Source organism: Microcoleus sp. bin38.metabat.b11b12b14.051, from assembly GCF_013299165.1.
In the GTDB taxonomy this organism is placed as follows: Bacteria; Cyanobacteriota; Cyanobacteriia; order Cyanobacteriales; family Microcoleaceae; genus Microcoleus.
This window is the reverse complement of record NZ_JAAFKD010000031.1, coordinates 35,336-56,713: the sequence shown is the minus strand read 5'-3', so window position 1 is coordinate 56,713 and position 21,378 is coordinate 35,336. Positions and strand designations below refer to the sequence as shown.

Genomic DNA, 21,378 nt, shown 5'->3' with positions numbered 1-21,378 from the left:
TCTACGTGGTTTTAGGATTTTTCATACCGAAAGCCACTTCACCGGAAAGAGGCGCGAGCTGCTCTGTTACTCCTTACTTGTTTTCAGCCTACTTGTATTTTTATTAAGCGTTTTTTTTACCTGCTGGATTTGGCGATCGGCAAAGTCGGAACGTTTGCTTTCAACAATTTGTCACTACAACTATAAGCTTAAGTTGCAGGCTGTTGGCAATACTCAAAACATATCTTTACTATTTCTTTGCAATTCCCTGCGAGTTTTCACGCAATTTTAAAGTTAATGTAAAGTCGTTTTGTTTAAAAAAACTTAACAATATACTTAAGATGATTTAACTACTTAAGCAAAATGTATTTCTCCGTACTAAATACAGTAAAATTTTAAGTAAAGATACGCACAACAGCCCCAAATATTGCGGTATGCCAAAAATATTGCTACCTATAATACCAGTAAAAAAAAAGAATGCAACTGTCTGTCAGTCTTCCAAACCTATACACAATAAGTCATTAGCAATTTTTTCATCTCAAATCTCAAACTTGTTCGCTCGCGACTTGTACGGCGTAGCCGAAGGAAGTCGCAGAATATTAAATCTCAAATGATATTAATCGGTGGGGTAGTGGTGCTGTGCCTACCCCCCTATGTATCTTAACTACCGGGCGCGAACGCTGCGCTCTTTTTTGCTGCCTTCAAAGTCGCGAGCTGAGGCTGGATCGTAGCCTCCAGTCCGCAAGCGGCGGTCTAAATCGCTGGCTTCTGGAGAAGTTTTTGCTGCTTCTTCGATCGTCACTCTGCCCTCAAGCACAAGTTTGTAAAGAGCCTGGTTGATAATCTGCATTCCTTCGTAGGTGTCATGTTCCATCAACCGGAAAGCTTCATCATCAGCACCTTTCATCAGGTAATCCTGCATGGCTGGCGTGTTCACCAAAATATCGTGAACTGCGACGCGGCGGTTGTCAACTGTTGGTAGCAAAAGTTGGGCAACTACTGCTACTAAAGAATCGCAAATTTGAATCCGCATCGCCTGCTGTTCCTCGGGCGGGTAGAGGTTCAACAAGCGATTAATCGCGTTAATGGCGCTCCGAGTGTGGAGGGTTCCCAATACTAAGTGACCTGTTTGAGCTGCTTGCAACGCTGTATTGATCGTAACGCGATCGCGCATTTCTCCGATCAGAATTACATCGGGGTCTTCCCGCAAAACTGCCCGTAAAGCCTGCTGAAACTCGTGGGTATGCAAGCCGACTTCCCGCTGGCTGACCAAGCATTTTTTAGAAGGGTGAATAAATTCGATCGGGTCTTCAATTGTAACTACGTGCTTCTGTTCCATCTGGTTGAGGTGGTCGATCATCGCAGCTACTGTTGTCGATTTCCCCGAACCTGTAGGCCCGGTAATCAAAATTAATCCCTGCGATCGCAAAATGATATTTTTGAGAACTTCTGGCAACCTTAAGGAATCGATAGTCGGTATTTCTAAACTGATCAACCGCAATACTATGGCGCCGCCGCTGAGGGAGTCAAAACAGTTTAGCCGACACCGCACAAAGCCTGGGTAAAAAATTGCTGCATCTAATTCTTTGGTAGCCGCAAACTGTTTTCGCTGTTCGGGGTTGAGAATTTCGGCTAAGTATTGTTCAAAAATTTCTGGCGTGACTTTCGGGTGGCTGGTTGCTACTTGCATGACGCCCCGAATCCGAAATCGAGGTACTTGGCCGACTCGGATGTGAATGTCGGAAGCTGATGCTGTATGGGCATCTCTGACCATTTGTTCGATCGTGCTGGCGGGAGTCTCAACAGCCCGCTGCTGGTGCTGCTTTTGCTGCTGTGCTGGTGGGGGTGCAGCAGGCGCTGGTGGTGGTGGTGGCGCGGGAGTTGCAGCCAAGGGCGGGGGCGGCGGCGGTGTGCGGCGGGCTTGAGCCTCTGGTCGAACGGGTGTAGGATTGTCTAATGGGTTCATTTTTGGGTCTCCAGTCAGTCGATTTTAGATTTTAGATTTTAGATTTTAGATTGACTTGCAGCGTTGAATCTGGGAGTTTCAACTATGGTCTAAAATTTGGGGATTGACAGCGATCGAGTATCGAGAGCTTATATGCGTGTCAGTCGATTTTAGATTTTAGATTGACTTGCAGCGTTGAATCTGGGAGTTTCAACTAAAGTCTCAAATTTGGGGATTGACAGCGATCGAGTATCGGGAGCTTGTATGCGTGTCAGTCGATTTTAGATTTTAGATTGACTTGCAGGGGTTGAATCTGGGAGTTTCAACTAAAGTCTCAAATTTGGGTATCTTCACTCAGGAGCGTTGGTGGCTTGTATCCGTTTTGGTCTCCAGTCATTGTAGATTAATGGCGCAAAAATGCCCGGTTTATAATCTAATCGTTTGCTGGCTAATTCGGTGCTAAATGCTGAGAATAATTTACAATTAGGCTTGATGGGCGATCGAGTAATTAACGGTTTTAACTCCTATGAACATCGGTCACAAAATTGCCGTCTGGCTTGAAAATCGCGCTGTTACTCCCGCCTACGCGGGTTGGCTGCTCTCGGGGCTGACGGTGTTCTTTTTTGGATCTGCTACCAATACCATGTCAGGGTGGCTTTACGCGCTCAGCGGTGGGAGTTTGGCACTGCTGGGAGTAGCGGCGTTTTTGCCACCAAAATCGCTCGGTTCCTTGGAACTTCGGCGCCACCCGATCGCACCGGTGAGTGCGGGCGATCGAATCACTGTGGAACTAGAAATCGAAAATCGCGCCCGATCGCCTAAAACTTTGTTGCAAGTCCTAGATATCTTGCCCTTTGTACTGGGAGAACCGATCGTCCGCCCGATCGAGGTCATCGAGCCTGAGAGTATATACAGATTTACATACTATCTAGAAGTCCGGCAGCGGGGCGTCTATCGCTGGCAAGAGGTGCACTTGAGAACGGCGGCGCCTTTAGGCTTGTTTTGGTGTCGCCGCAGCCGCCCGGTGAAAGCGGTGGCGGTTGTCTACCCGCAGGTTTTGCCGTTGAGTGCTTGTCCTTTGATCGATCGCATCGGTCAAGAAGACAGCCCGCAATTGTACGATCGCCTGCGATCGCAAACTGCTACCGAAGGTCTGACCCGGAATTTGAGACCTTACCGCCACGGAGACCCCACTCGCCTGATTCACTGGCGCACCAGCGCCCGCTACGGAGAACTGCGGGTGAGAGAGTTAGAAGTTGCCGCCGGCGGTCAAGAAATTATTATTGGTCTCGACAGCGCTGCTTTTTGGCAACCAGAGGAATTTGAACGAGCGGTGACAGTAGCTGCGTCTCTTTACTTCTATGCTAGCAAGCGCCTGTTAAACGTCAAACTTTGGACTGCCGGGACTGGACTCGTGTCAGGGAACCGGGTAGTTTTGGAAACTTTGGCGGCGGTTAATGCTGGGGAAGAGGCTCACGAAAGTCGATCGCAACTGCCGATAATTTGGCTGACTCAAAATTCTGCAAGTTTAAGCACTCTTACCCAAGGTAGTCGTTGGGTACTTTGGCCGAGCGCCGCTGCGGAAACAGGCGAAAAAATGTTAGTAAAACACGACTTACCTGGTTTAGAAATTCGCTCGGATAGACCTTTAGAAGTTCAGTTACAAGATGCTCTGGAAAGAGCGATTAATTATTAAGATTGAGTCGATAATTTTTCATATATCCTCTTAGGGATTAAATACTCGCTATGAGGTTTGATCGTTCGGACTTTAGTCCGCAAGAAGGAGCGGACTAAAGTCCTCACTACAAACCATTTTTTGTAGGAATTGACTCGATTTCAAATCGCCAGCTTTTTCCGATTTCAATCACATATATTGGGCGGACGAATAGTGTCCACCACAAAATTTTTAATGGTTGAGAGATAGTTTTATTTAAATGTCGATCGCGCCGATCGAACTTATTGCCCGATCCCAAAATCTCAATTCCTATCACTCTGTCGTTTCAGGGATAGTTTCGACTACATACTCCGGTACATACTCCGCAACCTTTTCAGGTGGATTCTCGGGCAATTTGTCAGGCAATTTATAGGGCAAATTTTCCGGTGGATTTTCGGGTCTCACTCGTCGGATCGGCAGATTTGCGATCAGTGAAGTCGCCCGCTGGTCGCTTTCGAGACCGAACTCTGATTCAGTAGTATCGATTTCCACGTAGCGAGACACCACCTCTAGAATTTCTCGGCGCATCGACTCAACCATTTCCGGGCTGAGTGCTGACCGGTCGTGGGCTAGAACCAGTTTGAGGCGCCGCTTTACATCGTCGCGGCTGTTATCAGGGAGGCGCGGGAAAAGTCGTTCGAGAAGTGTGTACAGCATGGTTATAGCAGTTTGTCAAGGGTTTGGCATAGAAAAGGTGAGTCGATTTTAGATTTTAGATTTTAGATTGGGGAATGACTTATTCCCGTCTGGTATGGAGTAAGGCCCAGGAGTTTGATTCTTTTTGGGAACTGGTGTCACTGGGGGAATTTTTCGGCTAGTTTTTGTGATGCAGTGGCTGCTAAAGGTCGATCGCCAATATGGCAGCACATCACATAATTTTAGTATTGAAGAACTTGCGGAGGCGAGTGAAAAACGTTTCCCGACGAGGAGTTAGATCTAGAAATTCAACTTTTTCGCCTTCTAAGCGGCGGGCAATATTGTCGAAAGCAGTTCCAGCTAAAGAGGTCGTTTCCGACAATACTAATGGTTCGCCTCGGTTGGTGGAAACAATGACGCGCTCGTCGTCGGGAACGACGCCTAACAGCGGAATGGCAAGGATTTCCCGCACATCTTGCACCGACATCATATCATTTGCCAGCACCATTGCGGGCCTGATCCGGTTGACAATGAGCTGAATTTTTTTGACGTTGTTGGCTTCCAGCAGGCCGATGACTCGATCGGCATCGCGGACAGCAGCGATTTCTGGAGTAGTGACAATAACGCCTTCTTGCGCCGGGGCGATCGCATTTTGGAAACCCTGCTCAATTCCAGCCGGAGAGTCGATCAAAATATAGTCATATTTTGCTCCCAACATCCCCACAAGCTGCTTCATTTGCTCGGCGCTGATGGCATCTTTCATGCGAGTTTGGGCCGCCGGCAACAGTACCAAGCGCGGCTGCCGCTTGTCTTTCACCAAAGCTTGCTCTAAGCGGCACTCTCCGGCGAGAACTTCTAATGCCGTGTAAACAATGCGGTTTTCTAAGCCCAGCAGCAAGTCTAAATTTCTGAGGCCAAAATCGGCATCAATTACGGCAACGTTGCGCCCCCGCTTAGCTAAAGCCATGCCGAGATTAGCTGTCGATGTGGTTTTTCCGACTCCGCCTTTCCCTGATGTAACAACAATAATGCGAGCCATAAGCGATTTTAGATTTATTGGGCATTGGGCATTGGGCATTGGGCATTGGGCATTGGGCATTGGGCATCAGTCATTGTTCAAACAGGTCATTTGTCATTTGTCATTTGTCATTTGTCATTTGTCATTAATCTTATTATTTGTGGTTCCTTGGTAATTATTTTATGAGAATTTAGGGAGCAATCTGTTATTCATTGAATCAACTCAATCCTCAAAAATCTCATTTTTATACAAATTTTCTCTTGATTTGCACTGAACTTTTAAAATCTTCTTGACTAACTGATTTAGCCAAAACCTAAACGATCGAGCGCCAACTCAAAGAGAAATAGTATTACTAATGACCAATGACCAATGACTAATCACCACTGACCACTGACTAATGACAAATGACCAATGACCAATTACCCATTACCGCCGATTAACTGCGATTTGTCAAAATCAGAGGCTCTACCGATCCGAATCCCCTGAGGCGTCACATAGGCGACTTCCGGGAAAAACTGAGCGGGTGAGGTTTCTGGGCCTCTGGCAACGTACTTAGCAATCCTAATCACCATCGGTTCCATCTGCAAGGTCATAATCACGCTTTTGGTGTTGCCGCCGGCACCTGCGTGCACGACGCCCCGCAAACGGCCCCAAACTAGGATATCGCCTCCGGCGATGACTGAGCCGCCGGGATTGACATCTCCCAAAAGTACGATCGTCCCTGGATGGCGAATTTCAACGCCCGATCGCACAGTCATCTGCAAATATAAAGGTTCCGCCAGCGATTGCGGTTTTTCAGCGGAGGCTTGACTCAGAGTAGAAACCGGAGGCTGTTGTTCTACAGAATAGCCTGCCGTAGCCGCGGCAACAGCGGTTTGGCGGCGGCTGGTGTGGACTCGTTTGAGTTGCAGTTCCACTTCAGAGAGGGCATCGGCAATTTCTTGCAGTTGGCGGATATCTAAAAGTCGATCGCTCCCCATCAATTGTACTTCTGCATTCGGCTGCCAAAAGCGTTCTCCAGCATTCAGCCTGACTTTTAGCTGTTGCCAAAGTTCAGTCCAAGTCGATGCCGTACCAGTTGCGGGTTCGGTATTGGTTTCTGGGGGAAGTAACAACAATAGCTTTCCGTCTTCAGTCTTGAGTCGGACTTGCAGCTCTAAGCTGACTTCGGGCGTTGATTGAGGGGCGGCAGCAGCGGCTGTGGAGGCATCGGGTGTCATGGAACGGTTCGATCTCAGGTAGGGACAGGTTAACATCAATATTAGCTTGAGTCGTCTTTTGCCTCAGCTTTTGGGACGAAAAGTCTGGTTTTTTTGTTTTTAACGGCAGGTATCACAATTCTATTTCGTTTGTGAACAAGATTTTTTTTTCTTCACCGCAGAGGGCGCAGAGAACACAGAGAAAGAGAATCAAGAGAAGAATAAGGTAGGGTGTGCACTGGGCACCGAAAGCGCGATAAGTAGCGCGTCAAATCACTTTTTTCCTAAGTTCTGTAATTATTACTTTACAATTACTATGCAGCAAATAGAACGTTATCGTGGCAGTTTGATCGGTTTAGCAGTTGGCGATGCTTTGGGAACAACTTTAGAGTTTTGTCGCCCCGGAACGTTTGAGCCGATTAGCGATATGGTTGGCGGCGGCCCGTTTCGCCTGCAACCGGGACAGTGGACTGATGATACTTCGATGGCGCTTTGTTTAGCTGAAAGTTTGATTGAGAAAAAAGATTTCGATCCAGTCCATCAATTAGAAACTTATGTGAAGTGGTGGCGAAACGGACATTTGAGCAGTACGGGGAAGTGTTTTGATATTGGCAATACGGTTCAACAAGCACTTTGGCTGTTTCAAAATACAAAAAAGCCTTACTGCGGTTCTACCGACTCTTGGGCTGCTGGAAATGGTTCGATTATGCGTTTGGCTCCCGTACCTTTGTTTTATGCTAAAAATCCTTTAGAAGTCATAGAAATATCTGGATCAAGTTCTCGCACAACTCACGGTGCTGCTACTTGCGTCGATGCTTGCCGCTATTTTGGTACTTTAATTGCGGCGGCTGTCAATGGAGTGAGTAAAGAAGTTTTGCTATCAGAAAGATATTGTGCGATCGCCGGATATTGGGCCGCGCACCCACTGGTAGCAGAAATTGATGAAATTGCGGCGGGTTCTTTTAAACGCCTACAACCTCCTGAAATTAAGGGTACGGGTTACGTAGTTAAGTCTTTGGAGGCTGCTATTTGGGCGTTTTATAACAGTTCGTCTTTTGCCGAAGGGTGTTTGTTGGCTGTAAATTTGGGCGACGATGCGGATACAACTGGTGCAGTTTACGGACAGTTGGCTGGAGCTTTTTATGGCGAATCTGCTATACCAGAAAAATGGCGATCGCAATTGACCGATTTGACTCTAATTGCATCTTTCGCCGAACAACTGTTAACTGTAGGACTTACGCACGGGTGACTAGAAACTGAGTTTTTATGTAACACTAGCCGTAGTCGTAGGGCAATACGGTTCAGATAAGAGACTTCTACAGGGAAAACCCTATAAAAAATAAATATTGCGATTGCTTCGTTCCTCGCAATGACAATTTCCAAATGAACCGTGTTGAGCCGTAGGGTGCGTCGCCAGCGATTTTCGCTGCATAAAAATCGATAATATCAGAGCGACGCACCTGACAAAATAATTATGTAAACTAGCCTCATTTTCCATGTTAAAAAATACAAAACTAATCGTTTTTTTGAGAAATGATATTATTTTTGCTCTCGCAACACATATCCAACTCCCCGAACCGTATGCAACAAGCGTTTTGAATTACTTGCTTCTAACTTAATCCGCAACGCCCGAATATACACTTCAATAATATTTGACTCACCCATAAAATCGTAACCCCAGACTTTTTCTAAAATGCGATCGCGCGTAATCACTTGACGGGGATTTCGCAGCAGAAATTCTAACAAATCAAACTCTTTAGCAGTCAGTTCAATTAGTTGGCTACCTCGATAAACTTCACGAGTTAAACAATTCAAGATTAGGTCTTCAAATTCTAACTGATCCAGGTCATTTGGTTGAGTGCGGCGCAGGCGTGCTTTCACCCTCGCTAGAAGTTCTTCCATACTGAAAGGCTTCGTCACATAGTCATCAGCGCCAGCATTTAAGCCGGTTACGCGATCGGGTACTTCATCCTTTGCTGTTAACATAATGATTGGTACTTGCACGCCAGTCGATCGCAATCTCAAACAAATATCCAATCCAGAGACGCCCGGAAGCATCCAATCTAAAATCAATAAATCCGGTTCAGCCGTGCGGGCGAGGGTTAATCCATCCAACCCATTGGGGGCGACAGTGACGTGATATCCTTCCAGAGTAAGTTCAGATTCGATGAACTTTGCCAATTTAGGGTCATCTTCAACAACGAGAATGCGATCGCTCATAGCTGCGGATTCCAGACGGGTAAGGTGATAGTAAAAATACTACCTTCTCCCGGTTTAGAGCGGATCGTGATGCGTCCTTCCATACCTTCGATCAGGCTTTTGGCGATCGCCAATCCCAGCCCTGTACCGTCTCTAGAGCGCGTCATAGACTCATCCACCCGGTAAAACCGCTCAAAAATCCGGTTTTGATGGGGGAGAGAAATCCCAATTCCGCGATCCCGCACATGAATCATCACCTGCTGTTCCTTCTTTTCTAAGACTAACTCAACAGGTTGTTCGGGAGCAGAATACTTAATAGCATTATCAACTAAATTAATTAACACTTGTTGCAAACGATCCTGATCCGCACAGGCGACAACATCCTCATCTGTTGACACCAAAATAATTTTACGATTGCTAACTTTTTCACTCATCTGAGCCACCTCAGCCACCAGAGTATTCAGAATCACCGGATTCAAACGAAAGTGCAAATTCCCGCTATCAGCCCGTGCTAAATCGAGCAAATCTTCTAACATCCGAATCGTCCGTTCAGTTTCACCAACCGCTGTTTCCAGTGCTTGCTGCTGATAATCACTTAAATTGGTGCTGCGGCGCAGCAAACTTTGTAAATAACCAACAACAATTGTTAGGGGAGTGCGTAATTCGTGGGAAACATTGCCGACAAATTGCCGTTGTTGCTCCCAGGAACCAGATAATCGAAACAACATCTCATTAAAAGTTTGGGCTAGCCCTAAAATCTCATCAGGAGCCTGATGCAGTTGGAGTTTTGCTCCCTGCAAATTATCAGCAGACAAAGTGCTAGCTATCTGACTCATCTGTTCTAGAGGGTTCAGAGCATGACGAATGCGACTGGCGATCGCCAACATCAACACTAAGATTACCACAATACTGACAACAATCAGACTCCGAATCCCATCATTTAATTCACGTTGCTCATCAGTGATATCTTGAGAGAAATATACAGTACCCACCAACTCATTTTTGATCCTCAGAGTTCTGCTACAGATCACCAAATAGCGATCGCCCACCTGAACAAAAGTCGGCTGAGTCGGCACCTCCGTCAACGAGATCATATTCCTAATCTTAGAAGATTGCATATCCATATCAGGAGAACTCACCAAAAGCATCCCATCATTGCGCTTCACCCACACCATGATTCCTCCTGTAGATGCTTTCTGGACGCTTCGGGTTAAGCCAATTTCTAAAGAACCCATTTCACTATAAAGCTCAACCTGTTCGGGAAAGCGCGTTCCAATATATTCCAGGGTTTGTTTGTGGGCACCGACTAGATTTTGCGATCTTTGCCAGCCGGCCCAAAATGCCACACTACTAAGTCCTAAAATCGAGAGTACCATCAATTCCCGAGTCAGGCGAAACTGAAGCGAAGAGGTGGAAATTTGCTTTCCCATGAAATGGCTGATAGTGGCTCTAACTTGGCGAATATGCTTCATTTATTTGTCAGAATTAGTGAGGTAAATTAAGCATAAAAATTAGACAAATTCCAACTAAATTAAGACTTCACTCGATGTCAGAAACCGGGTTTTTCACGAGAATCCTTCGTTTCAGTCGGGAGATTCGCTAAAAAAACCCAGTTTCTTTGGTATCAATGGGTAAGTCCTGTAGATCAAAAAATCATCAGAATGCTCAATTAAAAGTTTTCCGCCGTACCTTTAATATGATTAAACTCAAAGCGTCGAGCATAATCTGCTTCACCATAAAGATTAAAACTAATAGTTGGTTCATCTCCGAGTGCTTCGACATGATGAATCGCATCGGGCATTAAGCACAAAACGTCACCAGGTGCAAGCAAAATATCGCCCACTGTTTGAATTTTATCGGGAAACTTCGGAATGGGCGATCGCCCCCAAAAAGTATTTTTCTCCTGTCCGCCCAGTAGCCCCACAATTCCCCAACTAGCATGATTGTGAATCGGAGAAACTGTACCCGGAGCCCAAGCCACCAACTGTACCGTCAAAGGAAAAAATGGCTCATCATATAGTGTTTGTACAGCCCAACCTGTCTCAGAATCGGGTTCCAGGAGACCAATTTGCATCCAGGGAGAACTATCTAATAACTTGCGGACAAGGGGACAAATTGCCTGGAGTCGTAAATAATCATCACTAATTTGATCTAAGACATCTTCCAAGTCAGTTAAAAAGCGATAAAGTCGGTAAGGATGAATCAAATCTTCAATTTGACTGCTATCTTCACAAACATGGTGCTGTCCATCATTGGCTACAAACAAGTTTTTTCCTGTCATAATTTCTCAACTCGCGGTTAAATGACTGCGCTACTAACAGATAGTCATAGTTCATTAGTGTCAACTTGATCCCATAACGTAGTCACAGACTGCTGTTTGGCGACTCAGACCAAATCCCCCCTAGCCCCCCTTAAAAAAGGGGAACCGGAAGGACTCAAAGTCCCCCTTTTTCAGGCTACGGCGTACACGCCAGTAGAGTTGGAAATCAAATGTCTGACACAGCCAGGTTTTTAGGACTTGTGTGTACGCCGTAGCTTAGGTCGGGGGGGGAACCGGAAGGACTCAAAGTCAACCCCTACTCCCCTTTTTAAGGGGGATGCGAGGGGGATCAGACCTCGGCAGTAAACGAGAGATACAGAGGGTTTTAGACTTAAGTAGACACCAATAGTCAGCCTGGATCTCCACTCTATAAGATGTTCCTGCTAACTAGATGATGGGTTCCTAATTCCTAGATGAATTTTTGCTGAAGAAACCGACATATCAAGCATTCAGACTTTTATCTCCCATCCATCTCTTCCTCATCTAGCACTCATATTCTTGAGTGTTAATGTAAATACCCTCAAATATTGAGGACAACAAAAAGCCACCGACTTGCCAGAGAGCAAGAAATATCAAGAAAATATCTGCCCTCAAAATACTAACTATTCATCGGGAAATTAAACACATGAAAGTCAAATACATTACCACGATCGCCATTGCCACCATTCTAGGTTTGGTAACAGCTAATGTTAGCTACGCCAACCTCAAAACTTCCACCAGCTTAAACTCTACAACCGTTTCATCGAAGATTGCAGAAGCCAATCCTTGTGCTGGTAAAAATCCTTGCGCTGGCAAAGCGAATCCTTGCGCTGGCAAAAATCCTTGTGCCGGAAAAGAAAATCCTTGTGCTGGAAAAGCCAATCCTTGTGCTGGTAAAAATCCTTGTGCCGGAAAAGCCAATCCTTGTGCCGGAAAAGCCAATCCTTGTGCTGGTAAAAGCAGCACAACAACTGTTCATCCTAAGTATTACACCGAAAAAGGTGTAGCTCTTGATGGTCAGGATGTCGTCGCTTATTTCACCCAAGGTAAATTAGTGATGGGAGTTAGCCAATTTAAACATAATTGGGGTGGCACAACTTGGATGTTTGCTAGTGCCGCCAACCGCGATATGTTTGCTAAAAGTCCTGAAAAATATGCTCCTCAATACGGTGGATATTGTGCTCAGGCTGCCAGTGAAGGCAATCTAGTTGTCACTCAGCCTGATGCCTGGAAAATTGTTGATGGGAAGCTTTATCTCAACTATGATAAGAAAGTACAGGTAGAGTGGATAGCTGATATTCCCGGACACATTGCTTTAGCAAACAAGAATTGGCCTGCTATTTTGAATAACAAAGAGTTGTTGCGTTAACTTCAAATAGGACTCAGGGAAGAAAATTTAATAACTTAAACACATCTTACAGTCCTCTATGCTCGTAGCTCCGAGGTAAAAACAGGCTCTTCCTCGGGTTCTGTGTTACTTTCGCTCTACCTGATAACAAGCAAAAGCAATTTGATGTTTGGTGGCACAGGCATCTTGCCTGTGGCTCTCTTTTTGCTATTTTGGATTGTGTTGAAGCCTCACGTTTTGTTCGATCGCCCAATCGCGATCGATTTCGTGAAAATCTCAAAAGTTTAGTTTTATCCAGTTCTAAGAAGGAAAACGTGCTGTATGGAATTTAAAGATTTTATGGCTTTGCTGCATCCTGTTTTAGCTGTGGCGATCGTGTTTCCGATGCTGGGCGTGGTGCTGAATATGGCTTGGCAAACTATGCAGCGCCGCCAGCAAATTGCATCCGGGGATAAGAGCAAGATTCCCCCTGTAGTCGGCGCAGAACACGTCAAAGCCGGTAAAATTCTGTCAGGTTCTGTGGTAGGAGTGACGTTGTTGGGGCTAGGTTACGCGATTTTTGAGCATATTTTGACCAAGGATGTTTGGAGCAAAAACTCGTTTCAGGTCATTTTCATTGTGCTGATGTTTGTGGCAACTATTGCCTCTTTGGTCATGCTGTATCGATCGACACCTGCGTTATGGCGGGGCATATTTGCGACATTGACGGGTGCTGGCTTGGTGATTCTTGGCACTCAAGATGGCGTTTATCGGCGCACCGATGAATGGTATTGGTCTCACTACTATATTGGCATCACCGCTGCGCTGCTGATGGTTTTCTCCCTCGCCATCATTCAAGACATTTACAAAGATCGATCGAATCGGTGGCGCACGGCCCATGTCATCTTGAACTCGATCGCCGTGCTGCTGTTTCTGGGACAGGGAATGACTGGAACCAGGGATTTATTAGAAATTCCCCTGAGTTGGCAGAAACCCTACATATATAGTTGTGATTTCGCCAATAAGACTTGCCCCAAGCCGTGAGCGATCGCATTACTTGGACAGTCCAGGACGCAAGTGGCACTTTTATAAGGGTGAATTTTAGGTACGTAGTTGCGCTTGGGCGCTCTTCGTATATATAAGAGCGCCCAAGCGCAACTACGTAATTTATATTTGACCTGAAAAAAAATTGACATTTGCCGCAATCCGTGATTTTATCAGCCGCTCCGGTATTTGTAGAAAAAAAATATTTGCAAATATTAAGTTTTTATTAAATTTAGTATTATAATTGTGGTAACTTCCAACTAAGTATTTATTCTCAATATCATGATAGCGGATCAATTTCCTTGGCTGACCGCGATTGTCATCCTACCCCTCCTAGCTGCCCTCGCCATCCCTTTTCTGCCCGATACAGACGGCAAAACTGTGCGCTGGTATGCCCTGGGTGTAGGCATTGCAGACTTTGTATTAATGTGTTGGGTGTTTTGGACGCACTACGATCCGAGCATCTCCACTTTCCAAATCGTCGAGAAATATTCCTGGATACCTTCTTTAGGCCTCAACTGGTCTGTTTCGGTTGACGGGCTGTCGGTTCCGCTGGTGTTGTTGGCGGGATTGGTGACAACGCTATCGATTTTTGCTGCATGGGAAGTCGATCGCAAGCCGCGATTGTTCTACTTCCTGATGCTGGTGATGTACTCGGCACAAATCGGAGTATTTGTCGCCCAAGACATCATGCTGCTGTTCATTGTCTGGGAATTAGAACTAATTCCGGTGTACTTGCTAATCTCGATTTGGGGCGGGCAAAACCGTCGCTACGCAGCTACCAAATTCTTGATTTACACCGCCGGCGCTTCGATCTTTATTCTGATCGCTGCCTTAGCAATGGCATTCTACGGCGGAGGAAATATCACCTTCGACATGGTAGAACTCGGCTTGAAGGACTACCCGTTAGGTTTAGAACTCCTACTTTATGGGGGATTGTTCATTGCCTTCGGCGTCAAACTCGCGATTTTCCCCTTTCACACATGGCTGCCTGACGCCCACGGCGAAGCATCTTCTCCTGTGTCGATGATTCTGGCCGGTGTGTTGCTGAAAATGGGCGGCTACGGACTGATTCGCCTGAATTTAGAACTTCTTCCCAAAGCACACGTTTATTTTGCACCGATTATGGCGGTGCTCGGCGTAGTTAACATTATCTACGGCGCGCTGAATTCCTTCGGCCAAACGAACATGAAGCGCCGCTTGGCGAATTCGTCGATTTCTCACATGGGATTCGTGTTGTTGGGTATTGCTTCCTTCACGGATTTGGGAATCAACGGGGCGCTGCTGCAAATGATTTCCCACGGTTTGATCGCCTCAGTATTGTTTTTCCTGGCTGGCGTTACCTACGATCGCACCCATACCATGATCATGGACGAGATGGGCGAGATTGGGAAAGTTATGCCGAAAGTGTTTGCCTTATTTACAGCCGGCGCGATGGCTTCTTTGGCACTCCCTGGTATGAGTGGTTTTGCGAGCGAACTCTCCGTGTTTGTAGGTGTCGCAACTAGCGATATGTACGGCACTTCTTTCCGCGCAGTGATTGTGTTCCTGGCGGCAGTGGGACTGATTTTGACACCGATTTATTTGCTCTCGATGCTGCGGCAGTTATTTTACAACTGTGGAACATTGGCAGCTTGCGATCTCGAAGATCTAGATTTAAAGAATCAGCGAGATAATCTGGATGAAGCGGTTTGTTTCGGTAATAGTTGCGTTTTACCTGGTGACGCCAAGTTTATCGATGCTCAACCTCGCGAAGTGGCGATCGCATTTTGCTTTTTGATACCGATTGTCGGCATTGGTTTTTATCCGAACATGGCGATGCAAGTTTACGACGCCAAGACTGTGGCTGTTAACGCCGAAGTCCGCCAATCCTACACCCTCATCGTTCAAGAAAATCCTCAGATTTATGCCAAGGGATTTTTGGCTCCCAAAATTGCACAGGCTCCAACAGCGCCTGCTTTGGGCAAAATTACTGGAGCTCAATCTGCATCGGCTTTCGGGATTGTCAAGTAATTTTATCTAATTCCGTTTTTGCTGAAAATTGGGCGATCGCTTTTCTTAAAGGGCGATCGCTTTTTTTGGCAGAAGGAAGAAGGAAGTTGACAGTTGACAGTTGACAGTTGACAGTTCACCTGGGACGGAAGGAAGAATCGTAGGGTGCGTCGCCTCGAAAATTTATCACAAAAAATCGACAATCTCATAGCGACGCACCGCAGTTGACAATTGACAGTTGACAGAATCGTAGGGTGCGTAGCCTCGAAAATTTATCAGAAAAAATCGACAATCTCATAGATCCGCACCACGCTTTAGTGTTAACGGTGGATAGTTGTAAAGTGCGGCTCTGTCAGACTATCGATTGAATTCGAGGGATTTTTTATGGCGACACGCCCTACAAATAATATTGCACTATTTTTAATAATTGCTATAATTTAACACTCATCTACCTTAGCGCCTAATTTCTGCAATAATCTGGGCTAAATTTTCCTTCGCATATCCCACCTCAAGTATCGATTTATCTGCCAAATCAGAGGCAACTTTTGCCAGGAGCTTTAGCGGTTCTTCAACGCCTCTAGTTTTCATAAATAACACTTGAAGGCGATTTTTTACTAATTCTAAAATTGTTCGACTTCTCGATTGTTTACTTTGTTGTTGTTGAACAATACTCCAGCTCAGATTGTGAGTTTTCAACAGCCACATTCTTTCTGTTCCTTGCGTATTAACTGTTTCCAAAACCTCCGCACAAATCCCATCGACTAATCTTTCACTGACATATTGCACGATTAAAGGCTGAAGCACAAACACAGTTTCCCCGCCTTCAGTGATTTTTTCGATCAGCGAGCGGCGGCCCAGAGAATCGAGATTTTTTAGTAAATCGGAAAGCGACAAATTGACAAACATCTGCTCTCGCAAAGTCGTCAGGGAAATCGGACTTTGAGCAATAGTCAGCCAGTACGAAATCTCTTGTTCGGTTCTCGACATTCGATCGAACTGCTGCGCGAGCAAATTGCTGATGTGTTCTTCTATAAATAATGCCGTTGCTTCCAAAAAATTGCCAACATTCCCATCAAAGAATTCGTTAATCGTTGTCGCCACAATTTTTAACGCTAACAGATTGCCTCCGTACCGGGCTAACAAGATTTCCCATTGTCTATCTCGAACGGATAAGCCTTTTTCTTGGAAAATTTCGCGGGCTATTTCCTCGGAAATAGCAGGTTTTAAAGACCGCACTTTTTCTCCCACGAGCAAACTCAGTTCTGTGGGTTCTTCGGCACTAACTAGCACCAGACTGCTCTGGTGGTTCACCTCACAGAGCCGTACAATTAAATCTCGATAGCCTTCGCAGCCTTCGCGGTAGTGTCCCGCTAGTTCTTCGGGTCGCAGGACTGCTTCAAAATCGTCTAAAATCAGCAGACAGCGCCGCTTACGCAGGTACTCGATTAAGCGCGAAATTTTGCCGTTCAGGTCGAGCGGCAAATCGGGTTTTTGTTGGTTAGAAAAAAGTTGAATTAAGCTCGCGAGGAAGTCGGATGCTGGGGGAGCCGATCGCAGCGAGCGCCAAATCACAAAATCAAACTCCTGCTGTACCTGTTTTGCGAAGTGCACCGACAGAGTTGTTTTGCCGCTACCAGCCAAACCCAGCAGCGCTACGACGCGACAGTTATCCGATACGATCGACTGCTTTAAATTAGTTAATTCTTCAGTCCGCCCGTAAAAAACCGAGACATCGGGTGCTTGGCCCCAATCTTCCTGTGGGCGCCCGATAGGCATTTTGAATAGAGAACCTTTCCCTCGGGGACTAAAATCGCTTGGTTCCTGCTCGCTGTGGTATGAAAACAGCAACTGATGCCTTAATTCCGACAACTTTCCCGGGCCGTTCCCCCCAATCTGAAACTTTTTATAAACTTCCCCGAGTCTTTTCCGAACTGCGATGTCGCTAATGCCGAGTTTCGTGGCGATGGAAGCCGTTGATTGACCGTCTAGAGCCATAAACACTGTCTCTAACTCGGCATCTGTGACACCGCGCTGTTTGGCGATCGCTTGCACAAAGTTTTGAGGAATCGGAGTAGTCAAGGTAGGAATCTCGCCTGTACTAATAATCTATCTTATATTATATTCTTTGATTTCTCGCGGGCGAACAATTGAACAGACCAAAGTTCAGCTTGCTTCTTGCTGTTTCTCCCGTTTTTGATTGATCAGTAGAAGCAACAAGGAAAAATCCCTTCGGCTTGGCGACCTGGTAAAAAGACTTATCAGCCAGCGTATACGAAGGAAGAAACAACGAAAAAGACATACACAGCAAGCTTGAGAGCTATTGATATTTTATGTTTGATTAGGTGGATTTACTTACCTAGTTATCGGTTTTTAAATTTGTTCAAAAAACCAATGCAACAGCAGCTAGCCTCCCAAACCTTATGCAATATACAATCTTATGTCGGATAGAATAACAGCAATAAAATGATTCGAGCGCGGTTATTTATCCGACACTTTCTCAACGTTAGCAGCCCTGTCTCAGCCAAAAACCTGCGCGCTAGCCTGGTATTCTTCTGCTGAAAGCAGCCGCCAATTCCCCTCGCCCAAAAGTTCCAAAACTTGCTGGTGATATTTCAACAAACTCAATCGGTGGCCGACGCTGACAAACGTAGTTTTAGTTGATTGCAACTGCTGGTATAAATGTTGCTCGTTTTTCAAATCCAAAGCACTTGTCGCCTCGTCCAAAATCGCATATCGCGGTTCCGTCAGCAACAATCGGGCAAAAGCTAAACGCTGCTGTTCTCCCAGCGACAAAATCTCGGCCCAATCTAAATCCGCCTCAAAACCGCCCAATCTGTCCGGCAAATCTGTTAAATTTACAGATGCCAAAACGCGGCGCAATTGTTCATCATCAACCTGGCTGCTGGTGTTGGGATAGAGAAGTTGCGATCGCAAACTACCTAAAATCATATAAGGACGCTGCGGCAAAAACAGCATTTCTCCGAGTTCCGGCCGCGCCAAACGACCCGTTCCCGAGTCCCACAAACCCGCAATAGCCCGCAGCAAAGAACTTTTCCCAGCACCGCTTTGACCGACAATTAACAGTCCTTCCCCCGGCGACACCGCTACCGACAAATCCCTAATCAAAGTCTTTTGATGCTTCGGAGTATCTAAGGTAACGCGTTCCAGCGCCAACTCAGAATCTACTACGACATCTATCGCAGTTTCTCCTGCACGATACACTGCCCTTTCTGCTTCCAAAGTATCTGTAAATACAGTCAAACGATTGATACTAGCTGCAAAAGCACTCAGCCGTTCAATCTGAGTTATCACTACTGAAAAAGCGCCTAAAACCTGACTGAAAGCAAAACCTGCTTGAGTGATATCTCCAAATTGGATTGTATCAGTTGTGTCTGCAAAGTAAGCTGGAGCTAGTAACAAAGCCGGAATTATCACCACAGCATATCCGTATCCAGTTGTAAAATAATCCAGATTTCGCTGCCAGCCAATTAGCAAATTAAAATTGTGGAATACTTCAACGAACCGCTGTTTTATTTGCTTCGATTCCTGCTCCTCACCCCTGTAAAAAGCAATAGATTCAGCATTGTCGCGAATGTGAACCAATCCGTAGCGGAAGTTAGCTTCTTTTTTAAGTTGGTTAAAATTCAGAGGCACTAATCTTTGACCAAATATCAAAGTTGCAACCGTACCCAAGATAGCGTATACAATCAGGAAGATTGAAAGTTGTTTTGAGATTGACCACAGAATACCAGTGAAAGATATAATGTCAACTATCGCACCCAAAATTACCAGCAGAAATGCCAAACTTGTACGAGTAAATGATTTGATATCTTCAGAAATTCGCTGGTCGGGATTGTCAATTTCCTTTTGGGACTTGATTTCGTAATAAGCCCGATTCTGAAAATACTTGTCCAGGAATTTATTTGTCATCCACTCCCGCCAGTAGAGACTCAATTTATCTTGGGTGTAGCGGTAAATGACCACGATGGGAGTGCCGACTGCAAAAACCCCTGCATAGACAAACAGATATTTCCAGTAATTGAGCTGGTCTTTCTTTGCTAGTGCTGTATTAAAAAAGTTACCGACATAACTAATTATGACATTTAGACCGCTGACTGAAAGCGACAAAAAAAGCAGTAAAGTCAATAAAGCCCAAGGCTGCCAGTGCCGAGTCAGTCTGCCTTTGAACCTAATAAAAGCAATGAAAGGAATAATTAGCATTAAAGCTACGATCGCAATTGCTGGCGAATGAATGATTCCTTGCAGCAAATTGACTAAGCCGGCCGCAATACTGCGGACAAAATCCGGAAAAAGCAGTTCCCCGCCCAAACAGAAAGCGCTGACGAGTACAAACATCGCAGCGAATAAAAATATCAACAACAGTCCTACTAATCCTAAGAATATTCTGCCGCCCCCAGGCTCTAAAGGATAAAAGTAAGGCTGAGCGATCGCAATAAATCTCTCCCACAACTGACGGTCAAATCGATTCATCTTTGCTTTTTACAGAACTACTTAGACTTTTCTAAGATAGCAACTTTCGCGATCCACTGCTCAACGAATTGATTGGAGACTCGATCGCAAAAATTGCTTCAGCCACAGACGAATACTTGTTTTCCGACTCAAGTCATGGATACCCAAAAAAGTTGGCAAGTGAGTTCTAGCTGGCAGATTCATCTGTAGAGTAAAGTCTCAATTCGCGAATCTAAAATCTCAAATCGATGGGTTCAGAAGAAGCCGCGCTGTCCCCGATCGCCTCCGACTGCGATTGACTGCTGTAAAATCGCTGGCTAATCCCCAAAGTCACTTGTTTGAGCACCCAATACAAAACAGCAATTACTACAAATGTTGCAGCCATTACTACAACCGGACGCTTACCAATCAACTCATTCATGACTGTGTTAACCAACGCATCAGGATTCGTCAGAATGTCCCAAGTGTTGAAGCGGATAAATCGCCCTAAATAAATGCCGAGCGCCGAAAGTGCGTGTATAGTTATTTCCGTTGCCAGGATAAATCTACCCCAACCCTGTTGCTTCAGATAGTAACCCAAATTCATCACCGACAGCACGTAAGCTCCAAACCCGAGCAGCATAAACACCAGATACTGCGGGATTAAAGCCAGAGTCACAGTCCACACCGTATGCTCCTGTTTGATCTGCTCGATCAGGTGAATGATATCAGTTAAAACGTAGGGTGCATTGGGTAAAAATGCGATAAACCAGAAAAAACCGCCCCACCAGCGGAGAGAGCGCAGCCCGCGCTGTCGCAGTACCCAGATATCTACAGCCATTAGGCCTAGCGTAATCGCGATCGCCCCCAAAAAGTAAGTTGTGCCCACATCTTGCACAATGTGCTTGATATAGGACAAAACATGGCGCGTGCTCGGCAAAAAAGTAGCGCCCAAGAGAATGCACGTACCCCACAGCAGCCAGCGCGATCGAGGTTTGCGGAAGAGCCAAAAACTCAGCGCCAGCGGTACTAAACCTAAAAACAAATTCCAAGACATCCAGCGGACATTGTGTCCCATTGCTGTGAGCGCTTCCAGGATTAATCCCATCATGTCGGTTTTTATACAATTAAAGGTTGATGCAGCACCGCTTTCTCAGCAGCTTGAATCTATCTTAGTCGCTATAGCATTCCGAAGAGTTGACTAGGGGCAGTTGGCAGTTGTCAGTTGATAGTTGGCAGTTGTCAGTTGATAGTTGGCAGTTGTCAGTTGTCAGTTGATAGTTGGCAGTTGTCAGTTGATAGTTGAGAGTCGAGCGAATGAAGTCTGATTTGTAGGGTGCGTCAGCTTGTGGCTGCTCGTCGCTCCGCAAAGAAAATCAGGGTATGAGCTGACGCACCCTACGATAACTTTCTTACCAATGCCCAATGCCCTGTTTGGCCAATGCCCAATCCCCAATGCCCAATGCCCAATCCCCAATCCCCAATCCCCAATCCCCAATCCCCAATCCCCAATCCCCAATGCCCAATCCCCAATGCCCAATCCCCAATGCCCAATGCCCAGACATACCTCAGCTAGA

General features: G+C 45.8%; 16 protein-coding genes and 1 pseudogene. 6 read left to right on the top strand and 11 right to left on the bottom strand.

Annotated features, from left to right (window positions below):
- Positions 1-643 precede the first annotated feature (643 nt).
- Positions 644-1,945 (bottom strand): type IV pilus twitching motility protein PilT, encoded by a 1,302-nt coding sequence (locus QZW47_RS24785; protein WP_293133082.1) that lies wholly within the window; start codon positions 1,943-1,945, stop codon positions 644-646.
- Between the two features lie 505 nt (positions 1,946-2,450).
- Here QZW47_RS24785 and QZW47_RS24780 point away from each other — a divergent pair.
- The gene (locus QZW47_RS24780) at positions 2,451-3,620 is read left to right on the top strand and encodes a DUF58 domain-containing protein (protein WP_293133079.1); all 1,170 of its coding nucleotides are present in this window, start codon (positions 2,451-2,453) and stop codon (positions 3,618-3,620) included.
- A 417-nt stretch (positions 3,621-4,037) separates the two neighbouring features.
- Here QZW47_RS24780 and minE read toward each other — a convergent pair.
- The 3 genes and pseudogenes from minE to minC all read right to left on the bottom strand — a co-directional run.
- A pseudogene (gene minE, locus QZW47_RS24775) lies at positions 4,038-4,295 on the bottom strand (cell division topological specificity factor MinE); the annotation flags it as partial.
- Positions 4,296-4,506: 211 nt separating this feature from the next.
- A complete protein-coding gene (minD, locus tag QZW47_RS24770; RefSeq protein ID WP_293133073.1) occupies positions 4,507-5,313 on the bottom strand; it encodes a septum site-determining protein MinD in 807 nt (268 codons plus the stop codon).
- A 398-nt stretch (positions 5,314-5,711) separates the two neighbouring features.
- Complete coding sequence (minC, locus tag QZW47_RS24765; RefSeq protein ID WP_293133070.1) at positions 5,712-6,512, bottom strand: septum site-determining protein MinC; 801 nt, start codon at positions 6,510-6,512, stop codon at positions 5,712-5,714.
- A gap of 295 nt (positions 6,513-6,807) precedes the next feature.
- On the opposite strand from minC, the gene QZW47_RS24760 reads away from it, so the two are divergent.
- Positions 6,808-7,740 (top strand): ADP-ribosylglycohydrolase family protein, encoded by a 933-nt coding sequence (locus QZW47_RS24760; protein ID WP_293133067.1) that lies wholly within the window; start codon positions 6,808-6,810, stop codon positions 7,738-7,740.
- Between the two features lie 290 nt (positions 7,741-8,030).
- Here QZW47_RS24760 and QZW47_RS24755 read toward each other — a convergent pair whose 3' ends face one another.
- The 3 genes from QZW47_RS24755 to QZW47_RS24745 form a co-directional block, all read right to left on the bottom strand.
- Positions 8,031-8,711, bottom strand: coding sequence for a response regulator transcription factor (locus QZW47_RS24755; RefSeq protein WP_293133064.1), 681 nt, complete (start codon positions 8,709-8,711; stop codon positions 8,031-8,033).
- Positions 8,708-10,162, bottom strand: coding sequence for a HAMP domain-containing sensor histidine kinase (locus QZW47_RS24750; protein ID WP_293133061.1), 1,455 nt, complete (start codon positions 10,160-10,162; stop codon positions 8,708-8,710). The genes QZW47_RS24755 and QZW47_RS24750 overlap by 4 nt, the downstream gene beginning before the upstream one ends.
- Before the next feature lie 197 nt (positions 10,163-10,359).
- Positions 10,360-10,971 carry a cupin gene (locus QZW47_RS24745; protein WP_293133058.1) on the bottom strand — a complete coding sequence of 204 codons (612 nt, stop codon included), beginning with the start codon at positions 10,969-10,971 and terminating at the stop codon, positions 10,360-10,362.
- Positions 10,972-11,635: 664 nt separating this feature from the next.
- Between QZW47_RS24745 and QZW47_RS24740 the strand changes: the two genes are divergently transcribed.
- From QZW47_RS24740 to QZW47_RS24725, 4 genes are all read left to right on the top strand, one after another.
- Positions 11,636-12,358, top strand: a complete 723-nt coding sequence (locus QZW47_RS24740; RefSeq protein ID WP_293133055.1) for a YHS domain-containing (seleno)protein — start codon at positions 11,636-11,638, stop codon at positions 12,356-12,358.
- Between the two features lie 144 nt (positions 12,359-12,502).
- On the top strand, positions 12,503-12,625 hold the full coding sequence (locus tag QZW47_RS24735; protein ID WP_293133053.1) for a hypothetical protein: 123 nt from the start codon (positions 12,503-12,505) through the stop codon (positions 12,623-12,625).
- A 33-nt stretch (positions 12,626-12,658) separates the two neighbouring features.
- Positions 12,659-13,360, top strand: a complete 702-nt coding sequence (locus QZW47_RS24730) for a DUF4079 domain-containing protein (RefSeq protein WP_293133051.1) — start codon at positions 12,659-12,661, stop codon at positions 13,358-13,360.
- Between the two features lie 282 nt (positions 13,361-13,642).
- Complete coding sequence (locus tag QZW47_RS24725; RefSeq protein WP_293133048.1) at positions 13,643-15,373, top strand: NAD(P)H-quinone oxidoreductase subunit 4; 1,731 nt, start codon at positions 13,643-13,645, stop codon at positions 15,371-15,373.
- Positions 15,374-15,805: 432 nt separating this feature from the next.
- On the opposite strand, the gene QZW47_RS24720 is transcribed toward QZW47_RS24725, so the two are convergent.
- From QZW47_RS24720 to QZW47_RS24705, 4 genes are all read right to left on the bottom strand, one after another.
- Positions 15,806-17,431: an NB-ARC domain-containing protein gene (locus QZW47_RS24720; protein ID WP_293133045.1), complete on the bottom strand. Its 1,626-nt coding sequence runs from the start codon at positions 17,429-17,431 to the stop codon at positions 15,806-15,808.
- 438 nt (positions 17,432-17,869) lie between these two features.
- Positions 17,870-19,843 carry an ABC transporter ATP-binding protein/permease gene (locus tag QZW47_RS24715; protein ID WP_293133042.1) on the bottom strand — a complete coding sequence of 658 codons (1,974 nt, stop codon included), beginning with the start codon at positions 19,841-19,843 and terminating at the stop codon, positions 17,870-17,872.
- 211 nt (positions 19,844-20,054) lie between these two features.
- Complete coding sequence (locus QZW47_RS24710; protein WP_293133039.1) at positions 20,055-20,912, bottom strand: DUF1361 domain-containing protein; 858 nt, start codon at positions 20,910-20,912, stop codon at positions 20,055-20,057.
- Positions 20,913-21,213: 301 nt separating this feature from the next.
- The gene (locus QZW47_RS24705; protein ID WP_293133036.1) at positions 21,214-21,366 is read right to left on the bottom strand and encodes a hypothetical protein; all 153 of its coding nucleotides are present in this window, start codon (positions 21,364-21,366) and stop codon (positions 21,214-21,216) included.
- Positions 21,367-21,378 lie beyond the last annotated feature (12 nt).

Coding starts and splice junctions, on each gene's coding strand:
- QZW47_RS24785 (WP_293133082.1), bottom strand. CDS start 1,945: ATGAACCCATTAGACAATCCTACACCCGTTCGACCAGAGGCTCAAGCC.
- QZW47_RS24780 (WP_293133079.1), top strand. CDS start 2,451: ATGAACATCGGTCACAAAATTGCCGTCTGGCTTGAAAATCGCGCTGTT.
- minD (WP_293133073.1), bottom strand. CDS start 5,313: ATGGCTCGCATTATTGTTGTTACATCAGGGAAAGGCGGAGTCGGAAAA.
- minC (WP_293133070.1), bottom strand. CDS start 6,512: ATGACACCCGATGCCTCCACAGCCGCTGCTGCCGCCCCTCAATCAACG.
- QZW47_RS24760 (WP_293133067.1), top strand. CDS start 6,808: ATGCAGCAAATAGAACGTTATCGTGGCAGTTTGATCGGTTTAGCAGTT.
- QZW47_RS24755 (WP_293133064.1), bottom strand. CDS start 8,711: ATGAGCGATCGCATTCTCGTTGTTGAAGATGACCCTAAATTGGCAAAG.
- QZW47_RS24750 (WP_293133061.1), bottom strand. CDS start 10,162: ATGAAGCATATTCGCCAAGTTAGAGCCACTATCAGCCATTTCATGGGA.
- QZW47_RS24745 (WP_293133058.1), bottom strand. CDS start 10,971: ATGACAGGAAAAAACTTGTTTGTAGCCAATGATGGACAGCACCATGTT.
- QZW47_RS24740 (WP_293133055.1), top strand. CDS start 11,636: ATGAAAGTCAAATACATTACCACGATCGCCATTGCCACCATTCTAGGT.
- QZW47_RS24735 (WP_293133053.1), top strand. CDS start 12,503: ATGTTTGGTGGCACAGGCATCTTGCCTGTGGCTCTCTTTTTGCTATTT.
- QZW47_RS24730 (WP_293133051.1), top strand. CDS start 12,659: ATGGAATTTAAAGATTTTATGGCTTTGCTGCATCCTGTTTTAGCTGTG.
- QZW47_RS24725 (WP_293133048.1), top strand. CDS start 13,643: ATGATAGCGGATCAATTTCCTTGGCTGACCGCGATTGTCATCCTACCC.
- QZW47_RS24715 (WP_293133042.1), bottom strand. CDS start 19,843: ATGAATCGATTTGACCGTCAGTTGTGGGAGAGATTTATTGCGATCGCT.
- QZW47_RS24710 (WP_293133039.1), bottom strand. CDS start 20,912: ATGATGGGATTAATCCTGGAAGCGCTCACAGCAATGGGACACAATGTC.
- QZW47_RS24705 (WP_293133036.1), bottom strand. CDS start 21,366: ATGTCTGGGCATTGGGCATTGGGGATTGGGCATTGGGGATTGGGCATT.